14 protein-coding genes are annotated in these 17,270 nt (G+C 55.1%); 4 read left to right on the forward strand and 10 right to left on the reverse strand.

The genetic code is table 11. From position 1 onward, the window contains the following. Nucleotides 1-8: 8 nt before the first annotated feature. The 10 genes from ADN00_RS09225 to ADN00_RS09270 all read right to left on the reverse strand — a co-directional run bounded on the left by ADN00_RS09225 (nt 9) and on the right by ADN00_RS09270 (nt 13,051). Nucleotides 9-1,613: a glycoside hydrolase family 3 protein gene (locus ADN00_RS09225; RefSeq protein WP_082390018.1), complete on the reverse strand. Its 1,605-nt coding sequence runs from the start codon at nt 1,611-1,613 to the stop codon at nt 9-11. Between the two features lie 18 nt (nt 1,614-1,631). Continuing rightward, nucleotides 1,632-2,474 carry a carbohydrate ABC transporter permease gene (locus tag ADN00_RS09230; protein ID WP_075062684.1) on the reverse strand — a complete coding sequence of 281 codons (843 nt, stop codon included), beginning with the start codon at nt 2,472-2,474 and terminating at the stop codon, nt 1,632-1,634. 9 nt (nt 2,475-2,483) lie between these two features. Further along, entirely contained in the window at nt 2,484-3,638 is a 1,155-nt protein-coding gene (locus ADN00_RS09235) for a carbohydrate ABC transporter permease (protein ID WP_075062685.1), read from the reverse strand. A gap of 80 nt (nt 3,639-3,718) precedes the next feature. Further along, complete coding sequence (locus tag ADN00_RS09240; RefSeq protein WP_075062686.1) at nt 3,719-5,104, reverse strand: ABC transporter substrate-binding protein; 1,386 nt, start codon at nt 5,102-5,104, stop codon at nt 3,719-3,721. 138 nt (nt 5,105-5,242) lie between these two features. Further along, complete coding sequence (locus ADN00_RS09245) at nt 5,243-6,088, reverse strand: PIG-L deacetylase family protein (protein ID WP_075062687.1); 846 nt, start codon at nt 6,086-6,088, stop codon at nt 5,243-5,245. 12 nt (nt 6,089-6,100) lie between these two features. Continuing rightward, complete coding sequence (locus tag ADN00_RS09250; protein ID WP_075062688.1) at nt 6,101-7,495, reverse strand: ROK family protein; 1,395 nt, start codon at nt 7,493-7,495, stop codon at nt 6,101-6,103. 13 nt (nt 7,496-7,508) lie between these two features. After that, on the reverse strand, nt 7,509-8,714 hold the full coding sequence (locus ADN00_RS09255; protein WP_075062689.1) for an ROK family transcriptional regulator: 1,206 nt from the start codon (nt 8,712-8,714) through the stop codon (nt 7,509-7,511). Between the two features lie 248 nt (nt 8,715-8,962). Beyond that, the gene (locus tag ADN00_RS09260) at nt 8,963-10,354 is read right to left on the reverse strand and encodes a DUF3828 domain-containing protein (protein WP_075062690.1); all 1,392 of its coding nucleotides are present in this window, start codon (nt 10,352-10,354) and stop codon (nt 8,963-8,965) included. 130 nt (nt 10,355-10,484) lie between these two features. Further along, a complete protein-coding gene (locus tag ADN00_RS09265; protein WP_075062691.1) occupies nt 10,485-11,999 on the reverse strand; it encodes a phytoene desaturase family protein in 1,515 nt (504 codons plus the stop codon). 14 nt (nt 12,000-12,013) lie between these two features. Next, the gene (locus tag ADN00_RS09270) at nt 12,014-13,051 is read right to left on the reverse strand and encodes an SIS domain-containing protein (RefSeq protein ID WP_075062692.1); all 1,038 of its coding nucleotides are present in this window, start codon (nt 13,049-13,051) and stop codon (nt 12,014-12,016) included. 212 nt (nt 13,052-13,263) lie between these two features. Between ADN00_RS09270 and ADN00_RS09275 the strand changes: the two genes are divergently transcribed. The 4 genes from ADN00_RS09275 to ADN00_RS09290 are packed head-to-tail and all read left to right on the forward strand — an operon-like array spanning nt 13,264 to nt 17,263. Next, nucleotides 13,264-14,007 carry a TetR/AcrR family transcriptional regulator gene (locus ADN00_RS09275; protein WP_075062693.1) on the forward strand — a complete coding sequence of 248 codons (744 nt, stop codon included), beginning with the start codon at nt 13,264-13,266 and terminating at the stop codon, nt 14,005-14,007. A 27-nt stretch (nt 14,008-14,034) separates the two neighbouring features. Beyond that, nucleotides 14,035-15,264, forward strand: coding sequence for an ABC transporter permease (locus ADN00_RS09280; protein ID WP_075062694.1), 1,230 nt, complete (start codon nt 14,035-14,037; stop codon nt 15,262-15,264). An 8-nt stretch (nt 15,265-15,272) separates the two neighbouring features. Next, nucleotides 15,273-16,490, forward strand: coding sequence for an ABC transporter permease (locus ADN00_RS09285; protein ID WP_160317501.1), 1,218 nt, complete (start codon nt 15,273-15,275; stop codon nt 16,488-16,490). Between the two features lie 50 nt (nt 16,491-16,540). Further along, nucleotides 16,541-17,263, forward strand: coding sequence for an ABC transporter ATP-binding protein (locus ADN00_RS09290; protein ID WP_075062696.1), 723 nt, complete (start codon nt 16,541-16,543; stop codon nt 17,261-17,263). Nucleotides 17,264-17,270 lie beyond the last annotated feature (7 nt).

Consider the following 17,270-nt stretch of genomic DNA (forward strand, 5'->3'; position numbering starts at 1 on the left):
ATAGGCCTCTATTCAGGCCTGGTTGCCGGATTCTCTCCCATGCCCCACCCCACCGGGTAGAGCCCCTCAATGGAAACGGGTAAGCGCCCGCTGATTTTGATGATCCCAAACAATGCTTTTGCCAGCGCCCGCATGGAAGGCTCTTGAATACCGTAAGTGCATACAAACACAGGCGCTTCGGGGAAAGCGGTGAGATCGTATGGCAGGCGCAGCGCCGCGACCACGGTTGGTAATTCCAGTTTTAATGCCTGGCGCACCAATTCCGATTGCCCCTCAGAAGCAAACGCGTTCAGCGTGCCTATCACCAGCACATCATACGGCCGCAGTCGTTCCAACAAGTCCGTGATTTCGCGCTCATCCGGATTCATCGGCACAATCCACTCATCCACCGCCGGGTGGTACAAGCGCAGCGCGGCGGCCAGACCAGGGGTGATATAAGATGAAGTATCCGCGGGGGTCAGATCGGCCGGTTTGAACTGCATCACCGCCACACGCTGATCAGGTCGCAGCCGCAACGGCAGCAGACGGTGCTGGTCACGAACCAGGGTAATGGATTTTTCCGCGATTGCATCCGCCACTGCCAGGTGATCCGCGCAGCCCACCACGCTCAAGTCGGGCTGCGAAAAACCCGCCAGCCAGCGCTTGAGTGAGAGGATGCGGTCAATGGATTTCATTGTCTCTTCAGCGTCCAGCGCGCCCTCTTGCGCTGCCGTTTGCAGGCTGGTGAACACGCGGCGCTGATCCGCTGGATCGGACGTAAGCAACAACAAATCCACTCCCGCGGCAACCGCGCGCAGCGCGTCTTCGCCCAGCGCCTCGCCCTGGCGGATCGCCTTCATGTCCATCGCGTCGGTTACAATCACACCGTCAAAACCCAACTCTTCGCGGAGAAGCCCCCGCAAAATGCGCTGGGAAAGCGTGGCGGGGGGCGCGTCTGGCCCGTCGAGCGCTGGCAGCGCCAGGTGCGCGCTCATGACCATCTGCACACCGCCCGCGATCGCATTCTTAAAGGGAAGAAACTCAACCCGTCTGAGGCGGTCAAGCGCGTGCGGAACGGAAGAAAGCCCATGATGTGAATCGCTGGCCGTATCACCGTGACCGGGGAAATGCTTGGCGGTGGCGGCAACCCCCTGTGATTGGATGCCGCGAATCATGGCGCTGGCCAGCCGGCCCACCTCTTCCGGGTTTTCCCCAAAAGAGCGGATGCCAATCACCGGGTTGCGCGGGTTAATGTTGACATCGCACACCGGCGCGTAATTAACATTCACACCCATCGCCAGCAGTTCCCGGCCCAGCACTTCACCAGCCTGAACCGCCAGCGCTTCCGATCCACCTCCCCCCAGCGCCATATTGCCCGGCAGCGGGGTGCATTCCCCGCCAATCGCCATTAGCTGGCCGCCTTCCTGGTCTGCCGCGATCAGCAGCGGCGGCAGCCCCCGCGCTCGCGCGATGGATTGCAGTGCGGCGGTCAGCTCGCGCAGTTGAGCAGGGCTATCCACATTCAATGAGCGAAAAAGCGTCAGCCCGGCGGGAGCGTACTCTCGTATCGCTGTTTCCACTTGCGACGTCATGCTCTTGCCTGTGAACGCCAGCAGCAGTTTTTGTCCGATCAATGAAGAAGCTTCCACGCCTTAACCTTTCAATCCAGAAACGACCACCCCTTCCAGAATGAAGCGCTGGGCAAAGAAGAAGACCACCATCAGCGGTACCGTGGTGAGCACCGCGGCGGCCATAATGGTGGGCCACTGCTGGACGGTCAAATTGATGTTATACAGCGTGGATACATACACAGGCAGCGTATACAGGTCCACGGTTTGCAAATACATTAATGGCGCCAGCAGGCTGTTCCACAACCCGACGAACAGAAAAGTAGCCACGGTTGCCAGCGGCGCTTTCACCAGCGGCATCACCACTTCCCAGAAAATCTGGATGTGATTGGCCCCATCCACAAAAGCGGATTCATCCAGCTCTTTGGGAATCTGCGACATGGATTGGCGCAACAAAAAGACCATTGCCGCGCCGCCCGCGAAATAACCGGGGATGATAATCGGGTTGAAGGTTCCGATCCAATCCAGCTTGTTGAAGAAAACATACTGCGGAACGATCAGCGCCTGAGGTGGGATCATCATGGTAGCCAGCATCAGGAAGAAGACAAAATTACGGCCCGGCCAATCAATGCGGCTGAAAGCGTACGCCACCACCGCAATGGAAAAGAGCGTACCCACCAGCGCCAGGGTGACAAAAAAAACGGTGTTAAAGTAGGCGCGCAGAAAGTCGCTGTTTTGGAAGATTGCCAGGTAAGTGTTTAACGAAGGATTCTCAGGCAGCCAGACAATCCCCGCCGCGTTGGTCTCTTCCAGTGTCTTTAAGGAAGAAGAGATCATCCAAAACAGCGGGAAGCTCATAACCAGGGTAGCACCAGTTAGAAGAAAGTAAAGCAAGATTTTTTTAATAATTTCCCAAGACTCACGCATGAGAATCTCCTAATACAAGTCGTAAGTGACCCAGCGGTCTTGCATTTTGAATTGAATGGCGGTGACGATAAGAATGATGATCAGGATCAGCCAGGAGATGGCCGAACCATAGCCAATCTCAAAATGGCGGAAGCTGGCCTGCCACAGGTAATACACCATTGAAATTGCCGAAGGCACCAACGGCTGATTATCCCGGTACAGCACAAAAATCGGCTCAAAGATTTGCAGGGAATTGATCAACCCCACCACCAGGTTATAGAAAATATAAGGGGTGAGCAGCGGAAAAGAAATTTTCCAAAAGCGACGCCAGGCGGTGGCGCCGTCAACTTCGGCGGCCTCATGCAGTTCGCGGGGAATATTCTTTAACCCCGCCAGGAAGATCAACATCATCGCGCCGCAACCCCAGATCATCAACAACACCACCGACATTTTTGACCATAACGGACTTTGCACCCATAGCGGAACGCGATTGGCCGCCGGGAAGCCGGTTTCCCAAACTTTGGTCAGCAAATTGAACTTTCCGTTGCTGATCCCCAGGAAGAACGCGCTGGAGAGTTCAACCACAAAAACCAGGGCGCGATTGACATATCCAAGGGCGGGTATAGCGGTGGTGATGGCGCGGATCAACTGGTTGATAATACCTGTGCCGGTGTTCAACATCAAACGCCAGGCCAGCAGCACAGCCGTGTTGAAGCCCAAAATCACCGGTAAATAGAAAGCCATTCGGAAGACCTTCTGACCGGGCAGTTTCTCGTTCAACAGCACCGCCAGCAGCAAGGCAAAACCCATCTGAAGCGGCAAGCCGATGAAGGTCAAATACAGGGTATTGACAATCGAAGCGCGGAAACCGGAATCTTTTAAGATCAACTGGGCATAATTTTCCAGGCCAATCCAATTGGCCGGCTCGTTGGAGACCACGCGGTAATCGGTGAAACTCCAATAAATTGAGAAACCCAGCGGAATAATCACAAAAATCAGGAAGCCAACGATCCAGGGCGCGGCAAACAAGTAGCCGGCGAAGGTGTTTTGCTGTTTTCTTTGCGAAGCCCCAAACAATTTGGCAACCAAACGCGCCAGCGCACCCAGGCCAAAGCTGGAAATAATAATGAAGATGATTGCTGCTACAGCCGTAAGTAGCGCGTCAAGATATGGATTCTCAATCATGCTTACTCCAAACTGGTAAGGATGAAGAAGTTGGATGGGAGTTTCCCCCCATCCAACTTTCCTTTTATTTCGTGCGAGTGTTATTTGCCCAACGCGGTGGTGTATTCTTCTTGAATCTTAGCCACTACATCTTCGGGAGTCAATTCTTCGGTGATGAGTTTGCCCAACGCGTCCTGCATGATCGTGGAGAGCTTGGCAGCTTCCTCGATACCGGCAAAACCAACACCATACTGGGAAGCCAATTCGGCTTCTCGTGCAAGCTGCGGAGAGTCTGCCACGTAGCCATACTGAGCGTCGTTGCGCGCCGGGATCAGGCTCATGGTCTCATTCCATTTGTGGTTGGCTTCTTTGCTGAAGGCCATCTTCAGCCATTCGGCGGCCAGCTCTTTGTTGGGGCTGTAATCGGCAACGGCCAGCCAGTCATTGAAGGCCAACACAACCGGTTTGCTGTTGGGGAAGTTCGCGGGATCGCCAAAGAACGGATCGATGCTGACGTTCTCCCACACGGGGCGGTCGAAGGCCGGGGCAGCCCAACCAGAGTGAGCCAGGCAGACCGCGCCGTTATCCACACCGGTTTCGTCGTTCACATCAATGACCGAACCCTGTCCGGTGGGCAGAGCACCAACCGCGTCCGCGGCCGGGCCGTAGATCGCCTGGCGCATGTCCAGCATGAACTGGGTGGTCGCCAGCGCTTCGGGTGAGTCAAAGTTGGGGGTTCCGTCGGCTTTGTAAAGCTCGCCGCCCAGGGAGTAGTACACCAACAGCCACCACTGCCAGTCCGCCATCGAACCAGCATCCACCGGCACTAAAGCCTGCTGCACCAGCGAGTTGGTTGCAGGGTCAATTTTAGAGGCCTTGCCAGCAAAGTCTACCCACTCAGCGAAGTTTTGGGGGGTGCCAGTGGTCCAACCCGAAGCTTCCATCAAGTCGGTGCGGCAGAAAACGTAGCGAGGCGCGGTGAAAATGGGCAGACCGCGCAGTTTGCCATCGTATTTGGCGTTTTCAAGCGCCGGACCAAAATTGGCAATATCCGGCCAGGCTGCTTCGCCCAGGTACTCTTCCATATCCGCCAAGCTCTCGCCGTAGAGGGTGTTCATTTCAGAGCCGAGGTTGATGATGTCGGGGCCTTCACCAGCGGCGAAGAAACCGCTGAAGGTAGTGTCCCAACCGCTCCAGGTGCCTTCGGTGATTTCAACGGTTACGCCGGGATGGGCGGCTTCAAAAGCGGGGTTGATATCGCTCTTCAGCCAGGCGATCGTATCGGGGGTGTAATCCAGAAGGTAAACCTTCAAGGTTTTCGCTTCCGCGGCAGCCGGGGCTTCTACAGCAGCCGGTGCTTCCGTCGCGGCAGGGGCTTCAGCAGCAGGGGCCTCAGGGACAGCTGCTTCCTGGGTCGCCGCCGGGGCAGCGCAGGCGCTCAAGACAATGCTGAGCAGCATCAACACAACAAACAACTTAGTACGCATGGATTCTTCTCCTTCTCAGAGTTTTGATCAAATTGAACAACCATTGATTCAGCCGATGAATAACTTCCGATTTTCTATTTTTTGATCCAGAGATACTCCTTTCTTTCAGAGATCCAATGGCTTCTCATTGGGATTGGATTAACTCATTCGCTGTATCCTTTGGGATACATCGCTCGAAAAGCGTTGGATGTAGGTTTCCACATAGGCTGCCGGGGACAAATGAAGGTCGGTGAGCAGCGGGCTCAGATCCATAGCGAAGGACAAGCCGGTGGATACATCTACTCCGTGCGATTCTGAATAGGTGGCATTGGCCCGGCGGCGGGCCAGCGAGGCCAGGTCGTAGCGTTTTCCGCCGCTGATTTGCGAGTCAAACACGCCCAACAATGCCGCTTGCAGGTTCTCTTGCTCCGAAAGCTCAAAATTGACTTTGTCGCTGTCCAGCATCCAGTCCAGTGAGCGCCAGACCTCACAGCCGTACAGCTTGCGCGGCCGCTCCTCGGAGGGCAGGCTGCGCAGCGCGGCAATCAGCTTCAGGGCCACACCCACGTGCGTGTCGTGCTTGTCGGCCAGGTTGTGGGTGTAGACCACGTCCGGCCGCGTCAATTGGACCAGCTTCACCATATCCTCAACTGGACTTTGGTTCGCGCCATCTTTGACCGCCCGGCTGGGATAATCCAGCATGATCTGCGCGGCGTACTCGCCCACCATCGCGGCCTTGCGCTGTTCTTTGAAGCGCACCAGGCGCATCTCTTCGTCATCGTACTTTTCGTAGATTCCATTGCGCGGCGAGCCGCGTCCGTCGGTCACGACCACACCCGTGAACCAGCGGTCTTCGCGCTGGAAGCATTCCAAAATCGGGCGGGCAGCCATAATCTCAATATCGTCCTGGTGAGCCGCCACACACAGGTGCGTGGTGCGCGCCAGCGCTATTTCGACGGGTAATTGATCGGGGATATATATTTCCGCGGTTGGTTGATGGAACATCTTCAATACTCCTTATCGTTTCAAGGCCGGCAAGCTTGCCGCCGCAATCGACTGGCCCACCCGGCGGCTCTTTTCATCGGGCAGTTGAATTTGCAGCCGCTCATACAGACCGGGGAACTCAACTTCCAGGACCTTCTTCGCCCCTTCCAGAAGCAAGTCGCCCCCCCGCCCGGAGGTGCAGCGTCCCAAAATCAGCACATGCTTGATATCGTAGAAATCGGCGTAATGCGCCAGGCCGTACCCCAGATAAATTCCCATAGTTTGCCAGATCTGCTCCGCGCCCGCATGACCGCTTTCCAATTTTTCCTGAACGAATTTCAATTGATCAGCCATCGTCAAGCCGGCCGGAATTTCAATCCCTGCGCGGGGAGCCAGGCGAAAAACGCACTGCTGCGAGAAGTAGGACGATCCGCAGCCAATGTCTCCCGACCACTCTTCCACCGCCGCATTGGGGTTGTAATCAATCGGCGCGAAAGACAATTCGTTCAGCCAGCCGGTGATATGGCCATTCATATCCACATAGCCGGCCGCCTCGCTGGATCCGAGCGCGATGCCCAGGATACCGTTGTCTTCCAGCGACATCGAACCGGCCAGCGCGGTTACATCGCCGTCATTGATGATCTCTAGCGGAACGCCCATTTCGGATTGGATGCGTTGGAAAAGGCTTTTCACCTCGCCGAAATGCTCGCCGGGAATATTGCGGAAGAGCGAAGCCACCTTGGGGCAGTTGTCTATGTAGATTCCAGCCGAACTGCCGCCGATGGCATCCACGCGCGGCATGTGCCCCGCGGCAGTTTTCAGCGCGGAAAGGATTTCTTGATAATGGTAGTGCGGGTTGGCGTGCTCGCGCGGCTCCCAGACCACCTCTTCGCTGTAAACCACTTTACCGTCCACCACCGCGCTGACCTTGCGGTCCGAAGCCCCCAGATCAAAGCCAATCCGGCAGCCGTCGAGATGGCGTCCCAAAGGCTTGCTCGATTCGCGGGCCGGCGGCACATCTTCCGGGCGACAAGAAACAATTTCAAAAGCCTGTTCGTACACCTGGCTGCCCATGAAATGCACATCAAATTTGCGCTCGCCAGTGGGTGAATATACCTCGCGCAGGTAAGCGCCGATGCTGGCTGGGCCGCCGATGTACACGCGAAAACCACCGCGCTGCCAGAGCAAGAACTTGACCAGGCGCTCAACATAGGCGTAATTTGCCACTGCCTGAGGATGGTCTTCGGGGAAGATGTTCGTCTCGAAGCGGGAAATTTCACCCCCGCTGCGCTCCAGACCGATCACCAGCGGGACAGCATATTGAGCCGCCTGCGCTTCAAAGGCGCGGTTGGCTAACACGGCCGGGCGGAAATGCTCGTCCAGCGGCGGAATCATCTTGGGCGCAATCAGATCAAAGGAAGACACCATACGTTCAAACTTTCTATTCAGCAGGGTTGAGAAACAGTAAAGAATAACTCTCGAGCAGCATATAGGCGGACGCACCCAATATGCAGGCCTTAAAATTCAACGTGCCAAATTCCAAAATTGTTTCTTGTGCCATGCGCGCCAGCGCATGGGCGGTCATTGACTCGCCCACCGCCTGCAACCAACGCTTGCCAAAGCATTCCATATCCCCCGTGATGACAATGCGGTGAATATTCAATACGCTGATCAAACCAGCCAGCGAGGCGCCCAGGTAACGCGCCGAGTCGAGCACCACCTGTTCAGCCAGAGGATCTTGGGCGTCCCAGGCCTGTCGGACTGTATCCAGCGTGATCGCGGACGAAGAAGCCGCCAGGCTGGAGCCGGGGTAGTCACCGGCCAGCGCGCGGGCGCGCCTCACCACGGCGCTGGCGCTGGCAAGAGTTTCCAGGCAGCCGTGTTTGCCGCAGCGGCATAACGAGCCATTTTCCTGAACAACCACATGGCCAATTTCACCCGCGCCGCCTCCATCACCCTGGAAGAGCCGGCCGCTAATGAGAATACCCGCACCGATGCCGTGCCGGGCCGTTATGACAATCAGGCTGCCATCGGAAGAAAGCGTTCTACCATAGACAAATTCACCAATCGCGGTGGCCTGGCTGTCATTCAGAATTGAGACCGGCAGGTTGTAACGCGCTTCCAAAAGGCTGGCCAGCGGCAGGTCCCGCCAGTCCAGGTTCACCGCATTCACCACCACCCCTTCTTGCGTGTTCACCAGGCCCGGCGTGCCAATTCCAATGCCAACCAGGGGCTGCCAGCCTTTGCCGGTGAGCTGATCGAGAATATGGTAGACCAGTTGCAGCGCTTCCTCGCCGTCAATGCCATCTACCGGCATCTCAATCGTCTCTTTGATCTCGCCGCGCAGGTTGACCACAGCCCCAATAAACTTGTCCTGCCCCAGATTGAGTCCGATGAGATAGCGCGAATCGGCAACCAGGCGCAAGAGAATGGGCGCCTTGCCGCCAATGGAAGAGCCAAATCCAATCTCTTCCACCAGGCCTTCCCCAATCAGGCTGGCGACCATATCGGAAACGGTAGCGCGGGTCAGCTTGGTCAACCGGGCAACTTCGGCCCGGCTGATCTCATCGTGCTCAAAAATCATCTTCAGCACCAGATCGCGGTTGAGCAGCTTGGTTTGTTGATGGGTGGCTTTTGTATGGGGCATAAGTCTTCTTGGGGAAACAATTTACTTTGTATGTTTATTGAATTTACAAAGTCATTGTACAACCACTTTTTTCAAATTTCAAGAGGATATTAATATTGGGTGAGATTCTTTAAGATTGGGTTAAGAAGGAGCATTCCATAATGGCGTGGGCAACGAATGGCCTCCTAAAACCGTTGGAACAAAACAAACTACCCATCGGCGGCCTGCGATAGCCACCCATGGGTAATTTTTTGAGACTGCATTTTCAATTAATCAAACGTCACCGTCCGCAGCAGCGGCGCCATGATCTGCTCCAGCTCCTCAGCATACCGCTCGCGGCCGGGCATGGAGGAGCAGGTATCTCCAATCACCAGCCAAACATTCGCTTGCCGTGGGTGTTGAAACACAAACCGCGTTTCACATTGATCGCGATCCACCCATACGGCATTCCCACCCAGGTCAATTACCTGATGGCTCTCGACAGGATAGTACTGGCTGACCTGTTCCTCGGTTCCTTCCAGCACATTCAGCCACAGCACGGGCAAATCAGGGTCAGCCCAATCTGCCAGGAAGAACACACCCTTCTTTACTGCGTTATCCGCCGGCATCGCAGACAAATCGGCTGCTTCGGTTGTCCAATGGCTGGGGATTCGCATGGAAAAGCCATAAGCTTCATCCCGGTATTCTTGCCAATCTTCTGTGCCAACCTCCAAATTTGCCTGTGGGTCAAACACCGGCACCTCAACCTGCTCAATTTTGTCAACCAACCAGTACAAGCGCTCGGACGGCACAAGATGAACGACGGAATAACGAGAGCTTTGCGGGCCATACGTCAAACGAACCTGAATATCGCTCCCCTCCTGACCTGGTTCCACCCAGAAGGCCAATGGAATCGCCTGCGCGTTGAGGATCGGATCGTAAGCACCGCCGGTCTCGCGCATCTCCCGCAATTCGGTTTCAATGCCATCGATGAGAGCCGGGCTGGCCAAATAGAAACCTTCAAGCAGCCCTTCTGCGATGGGATTACGCGGCTCAATGGCAGAAGACTGGGCATCCGTGCCCTGATAAATCGTTCCCAGATACCAGGTATAGAACGCCATCACCGTTGTTTGTGGGTCAAAGGGACAGTGAACCGCATCGATTTTCCATTCCCCCTCACCCTGGCCCAGCTGCACAACAAAATAATGCTGAACGGCGCCGTTCGAGATCACATTACCTACAATATAGGCGTCACCGGCGCTGATGAAGACAGGGTCAAAGCTGAGCGAGGGAAGACGGTTTTGCGCGCAAGTGAAGGGGTCATACCCGGCCTGATTTTCAAAACTGTCCAGCAAATATCCCAGGTCACTTTTCCAAATCTCGCTCAGGTAGGGGCTGCTGGCATACGAGCGATCTGTCAGCACTTCACCAGACGGTTGAGCGAAATACCAGTCATAAAAAGATTCAGCCACGGCAAGTGGGCCATTTTCAACCCTCGCGAGGGTTGGTGTGATTTGAGATGACGGTGTTTCCGCAATGGCTGGCGGCAACGTGGCCAGCGGCGGCGTTTCTGCCAGCGGATTTTCATCGGGAATATCCAGGTTTTGCGTCTGGACCGGCGCGCAGCTTTGCAGAACTACCGCCATGAATAAGAACAATGCAAGCAGTTTCGATTTCTTCATTGTTTTGTCTCCCTAAACATGAATATGGATATGTCCTAGACGAAAAGCGCGGAGAGGAAGTTCCCGAATCAAAAACCGCCCCGTGTAGACGGGACGGTTTGGAATCGATGAAACTGAAGGTGGATTTGAATCAGGCTTGCGTGGTGATGAACTTTCTGCCATCCTCTTTACATACCGCTTTCAGCAGCCGGCGGGCAGACATCACGCCCGTTGGCAAACCACCGCCCGGTTCTACCCATTGGCCGCACAAATAGAAATTGCTCAGCCCGGGCAGGGTTTGCTTCATGGGAGACATGATCGAACCCGCGTTCTGGGGCGTGATCAGCCAGCCCTCAAAGCTGCCCTGCCAGTTGCCGGTATAGCGCTCAAAGGTCAGCGGTGTGGCTACATCCACCATTTCAACCTGCGACCCGATCCCCGGGAAGCGCTGCTCCAGCATGGCCACTACCTGGCGGGCGATTTGTTCTTTCTTCTCCTCATACTCCACCGGGTCTTTTGCCATTTCTTTCCAGTACGCGTAGCTGGAGGGGATCATTACCGTCAGGGACGTTTTTCCATCCGGTGCGAGGGTTGGGTCCTGGTTATAGACATGCACAGAGAGGCGCTCCAGGGTCTGATCGGCAATTTCCACCGGCTGCTTCAATGCGAAGCTAATCCCGGAAACTGTCTTGGGCTCATTTTCAAAACGGTTGTTCACGCCCAACCCCACATACACCAGGGGCGGAAAGATCGGCCACTTTTCGTAAGGCTCTTTGATTTTTTCGTCTGCGTATTTACCATCGAGCATTTTGAAAATGGTGGCGTGTCCATCAGCCGCGGAGACCACCCGCCCGGCGCGGTGCTGGCTGCCATCCGCCAATTCAATTCCCACCGCCCGGTCATTCTCAACCAGAACTTTCTCCACCTTCTTCCCATAATGGATTTGCCCGCCCAGCTCCAGATAGCGCTTCTCCAGAGCGCGGGAGAGCGGCATGGAACCGCCAATTGGATAGCCCGCATTGTGATTGTGCAGGTAAGAGAAGGTGAACATAATAAAGAAGATAGAAAATTCTGGGTACCAGATTTCTTTGAACGCTTCGCGCAGAAGCGGGTCCTGGAAGCGGTTGGCAAATTGCTCGGCCGTTGTATCCATCCAACGGCGCATGTCTTTACCGCGCGTCAGGAACAGCCAGCCCATTTTGATGCCTTTGATCAGTTTAGTGATCCCCGAATCGCGCTCGGTGGGCTGTTGGTCGAAACGGATTCCCATACGAATGCCGCTGATAAACTCACGGATCACGGGTTCGTCTTTAGGCGAGAGGTCCAGCAAATGCTTTTCCAACCGGTCAACATCCGAATAGAAAACGACTGTCCGGCCATCGCTGCCCTCATAGCGCAGAAATTCATCCAGGTTGATAAACTCGCGCCCCTGCGCCAGGCCCACTTCACGCCAGAATTGATTCATGGCGCTCTCTGGAGAAGACCCAACCAGCCAGTGAATGCAGCCGTCGACGGTATAGCCCTTGCGCTTCCAGGCGGTGCATAACCCGCCAGGCAGAGTGTGCAGCTCAAAAATTTGGGTCGAATAGCCGTTCATCTGGGCGTAGATACCCGCTGAAAGCCCAGCGAACCCCGCGCCAATGATGATCATGGAATTCTTTTGCATAGAGTCTCACTTGTTTAGTGCGTTTCGGTTACTTTTCGAATGCTGCGCGGCGTCTCGGTATCAAAGCCTTTGACCTTGGTGAGGTGAAAAGCAAACAATTGCGCCGGAATAATGCTGACAAGCGGGGTCAGCCATTCGGGGATGCCCGCCGGAAGTTCCACCGGCACATGCGCCAGTTCCAGGGCGTCTTTGCGGTCAGAGATCACCACCAGCTCAGCCTGCATGTCTTTGCGCAAATGCACCAGAAGTTCTTTCAGGGTGTCAAACACTTCGCCGTTTGGCGCAACCGCCAAAACCGGGAAGCCCTGCTCCACCATAGCAATTGGACCGTGGCGGAAATCGGCGGAAGAGTAAGGCTCGGCCACCACATAGGTCAGCTCTTTCATTTTCAACGACCATTCAAACGCGGTAGAGTAGTTATACCCCCGCCCCAAGACCACGCACTGTTCCATGTAGCGGTAGCGCTGAGCGAAGTTTTCAATGTAGCCATCCAGCTCCAGCGTTTTGGCCACCCATTCCGGAACCCGCGCCAGTTCCGCTTTGCGCTGTTCGTCGCCCGCCAGGCACACCGAGAGCATGGCAATCACCATCAGCTCAGCCGTGTACGATTTTGTGGCGGCAACCGCCTTTTCCGGTCCGGCCATGATGTCAATCACAAAATCCGCCTGGTCGGCCAGCGGAGATTGGACCGCGTTGGTAATCGCCATCGTTTTACAGCCCTGGCGCCGCCCCTCTTCCAAAACACTGACAATATCCGGTGATTTTCCTGACTGTGAGATTCCCATGACCAGCGCCTGCTTCAATTTCGGAGGGCGATGGTAATAAGTAAACAGAGAGGGAGTGGCCAGCGCCAGCGGCAGCTGGTTGTGCGCGCCGAACAGATAATTGGCATAACGCCCGGCGTTATCCGAAGTTCCCCTGGCGGCCACAAACACAAAGTTGGGGTCCCACTGCTTGATCTGGTCTGCAATCGCGGCAATCGCGTCAAACTGCGTGGAAAGCAAACGGCTCAGAACCTGCGGTTGTTCGTTAATTTCTTCAATCAGACTCATTGTTTCCCTCGATAAACAGTTTTAATTTATTGCTAATCTATTATATGCATGAATTTGACGATTTAATCGATTCGAAGTTAAAAATCGTCCGTTCAATCGCCCGCGCCGTATGTTAAATCGCCTCCAACGCCATTGACACCTGCAGGAAATCTCTATATAATCAGCGTGATTATAAACCGACGGTCGGTTTATTTATAAACAAGAAGGCCCTTATGCCGCGCGTGATCAAACCAGAAGAGCACCAGCAAAAACATGACGAGATACTGGACGTTGCCCAGAGGCTCGTATACACGATTGGCTACGAACAGATGTCCATCCAAAATATCATCCAGGAATTAGGCATCTCTAAAGGCGCTTTCTATCACTATTTCGATTCAAAACAGGCCTTGCTGGAAGCTATGGTGGATCGGATCATGGCTGAGATGGAAAAATTTCTGATACCCATTGTCAACGATCCGCAAATTCCGGCATTGGAAAAAATTGAACGGTTTTTTGACTCGGCGGCGCGCTGGAAATCCGCCCGCAAGGAATTCCTCACCAGCCTGTTAAAAACATGGTACGCCGATGAAAACGCGATTGTGCGGCAGAAGTTAACGGCTGCCAGCACTCGGTGGCTCACGCCGTTTCTGGTGCAAATTTTCAATCAGGGGGTTGATGAAGGTGTTTTTGATATTGAGTTCTGTGATCAGACCGCCAGAGCTTGTATTACGATCATGACGAGCCTGGGGGAAGACATAGCCGCAGGTTTGCTCAATATGCGGCCTGACGACACGCTTGAACGCCAGATGGAAGCGCTGAAAGCCATGGAAAAATCAATTCTGGCTTACCGCGTGGCCATTGAAAGGGTGCTGGGTGCGCCCCGCGACTCAATCACCCTGTTTAATCTCGATCTTTTACGCGAGTGGGTGCTAACCGTAGACCCGCCGTCTGCCTCAACAATTCCATCCATCGATTAATCATCATTTTTTGAAAGGAAAGAGTATATGAATCTATATCTACGCCTGGCCTGGCGTAATGTCTGGCGGCACCGTCGCCGCACGCTCATCATCATGCTCGCGATTGGCCTGGGCATGTCGATGATGATGATGTATGACGGGTTAGTCGCTGGTTTCGAGCAGGCCATTTACGGGAATGCAGTTCAGGTTCTGGGTGGCAACATCCAGATTCACGCCGAGGGCTACCGGGAAAAAACCGGCCAGTCACCTCTATTGCCGCTGGTCAATGACCAGGAGTTGATCATTGCCGCTGAAGCACAGCCCGAGGTGGTGATGGCGTCCCGCCGGATTAAAACCACCGGCATGGCCACCAGCACCGAGGGCGCGTTTGGCGTCAGTATCATCGGTATTGAGCCCGATAAGGAAGAAAGCATCAGCCTGGAAGCCAGAAACGTGGTTGACGGGCGCTATCTGACGGCTGGTGACACCGACCAGATCTTTATTGGCAAGGGGCTGGCCGATACCATGGATATTGTGGTGGGAGATCGCATCACTGTGGTGGGCAAAGACATCAACAAGCAGATGCGCAAGCGCACCATGACGGTTGTTGGTATTTATGACATCAACATGCCCGACGTGGAAAAGCAGTCCATTTATATCTCACTTGCCGAAGCGCAAGACCTGTACGGGCTGACCGGTCAATCCACAGAAATTGCCATTATGCTGGAGAAAATTGGCCAGGAGAACGCGGTGATCCGCGCGCTGGAACCCGTTTTGGGAAGCGGCGAAATTGAAACCTGGGCCACCACATTCCCTGAACTGCGCCAGGCGCTGGAAACCAAAGGCGCGGTGATGGACGTCTTCAGCGTGATCATTCTGATTATTGCCGGAATTGGCATTTTGAATATGCTCTTGATGGCTATTTTTGAGCGCACGCGCGAGATTGGCGTTTTAGGCGCGCTGGGCATGAAACCACGCCAAATTTCCACCCTCTTCCTGCTGGAAGGGTGCATGATGGGCCTGCTGGGATTACTCTCGGGGGTGCTGTTGGGAGTGGCTTTCAACGCCGTGCTCATGACGGTTGGCTTTGATTACAGCGCGTTTGCGGGTGTAACGGAATATACCGCATTAATCAGCGGGAAAGTATACTCCACTCTGGGTCTGGAGAAGATCGTCCAGCGCAGCCTGACGGTGATCATTATCTCCATTCTGTGTTCCTTCTATCCAGCTCATGAAGCCTCGCAATCTGAACCGGCTCATGCCCTGCATTATGTATGAGGTTCACTATGATTCAATTAATTAAGATGGCATATCGCGATCTCGGCCGCAACCGGAGGCGCTCTTTCTTCTCCGCGTTGGCCTTGGGGATTGGTCTGGCGCTGTTATTGTTGATGGCCGCTGTCATGCAGGGAGAAATGCGCAGTTCAATGGACATGAGCATCAAATTGCAGAGCGGGCATTTACAGGTGCGCTCGATCAATTACAACCCTGATAAGAACAGCCTGGCCTGGCAAGACCTGGTGGAAAACCCTGAGCAGGTTGCCGCTCAAATCGCCACGCTTGCCCCGGTAAAAGCCGCCACGCCGCGCCTGATCGCGAGCGGAATCGTGTCAGTATCGGATGAAACCGCCGGTGTCACCATCATGGGCATCGACCCGGCCTCTGAGGCCAGTGCCCCCTACCGTGACAGCCTGGTAGGCGGCGAATACCTGACTGCGGACGACCGTGGCGGGGTCCTGATGGGGAAGAAACTGGCGGACGTTTTGGGCCTGAAAGTCGGTGATACCATCAACCTGATGGCCAACACCTCCAATGGGGATGTTGAAGAGCAAAACTTCACCGTGCGCGGGTTGTACGCCACCGGTTCGCCCTACTATGACCAGACAACCCTCCTCCTGCCGCTTTCCAAAGCGCAGGCGATCACCCAAACGGAAAACCGCGCCAGTCACATTTTCGTGCTGCTCACCGATCGTGATATGACCGAACCGGTGGTTGCCGCCCTCCAATCGGACCAGCTGGAGGTGGTTACCTGGCGAACCATGAATGCAATGATCACCCAGATAGAGCAAATGTCTTCGGGTTTTATGGTGCTCATCTACCTGATCGTGCTGGGAATCACCGCCACGGTGATTGTGAATACGCTGGTGATGGCGGTCTTCGAGCGCACCCGCGAGATCGGCATTCTGGCCGCCATTGGCATGCGCGGCAGCCGCATTATGGCCATGTTCTTCGCTGAATCCACACTGCTGGCCGTAGGCGGAATTCTTATCGGCATGGTTTTAGGCGGAATCATGGTCGCTTACGCCACCTATGTAGGATTCTATATCGGTGATTTCGGCATCGAAGGCCTGCTGATTGGCGACCGCATCTACGCCTACCTCACCGTAACCGACGCGGTATCGCTCGTCATTACCGCCTTTGTCGTCAGCCTGTTGGCCGCGCTGTACCCGGCCTTGCTGGCGTCCCGCATGGAGCCGGTTGTCGCTCTGCACACCGGTGAATAGTATCTAGTATTTTTTACAGATCCATTTTGGATTTTACAGGAGTCATGACCATGGAAGTCGCAAAGATTGAAAATATCAGTCGCATTTATAAAATCGGCCAGGTAGAAACCCAGGCCTTGCGCAATGTAAACCTGACCATTGAGAGCGGAGAATTCACCGCGCTGGTCGGCCCGTCGGGTTCGGGCAAAACCACCCTGCTGCAGTTGATTGGCTGCCTGGACCAGCCCACCAGCGGCAAGCTGACCATCAACGGCAAAGATGTGAGCCAGTTGGATCGAAACCAGCGCGCCGATATGCGCCGCGGGACGATCGGGTTCATTTTCCAGTTCTTCGCCCTTATTCCCACCCTGACGGCGTATGAGAACATTGAGATGCCGCTGTTATTGAACGGAAAAAGCCCGGCCGAACGCCAGCAGCGCGTTAACCAGCTTTTGAAAGCCATTGACCTGGAAGATCATTCCCACCACCGCCCTGACCAGCTCAGCGGTGGGCAGCAGCAGCGTGTGGCCATCGCCCGTGCGCTGGTCACCCAACCGGCGCTCATTCTGGCCGATGAGCCTACCGCCAACCTGGATACTCCCAACGGTAAGCTGGTAATGGAGACCATGGTGCGCCTTAACCAGGAGACGGGCGTTACGTTTGTGTTCGCCACCCACGACCCGCGTGTGATCCAATACGCCCGCCGGATTGTTACCCTGCGCGATGGAATGATCGTCTCGGATGAGGCCGGCGAGGGCCAGCTTGTTGAATCGGCTGCGCCAGTCTTGGCATAATGATACT

The sequence above is a fragment of the Ornatilinea apprima genome (assembly GCF_001306115.1).
Classification (GTDB): domain Bacteria; phylum Chloroflexota; class Anaerolineae; order Anaerolineales; family Anaerolineaceae; genus Ornatilinea; species Ornatilinea apprima.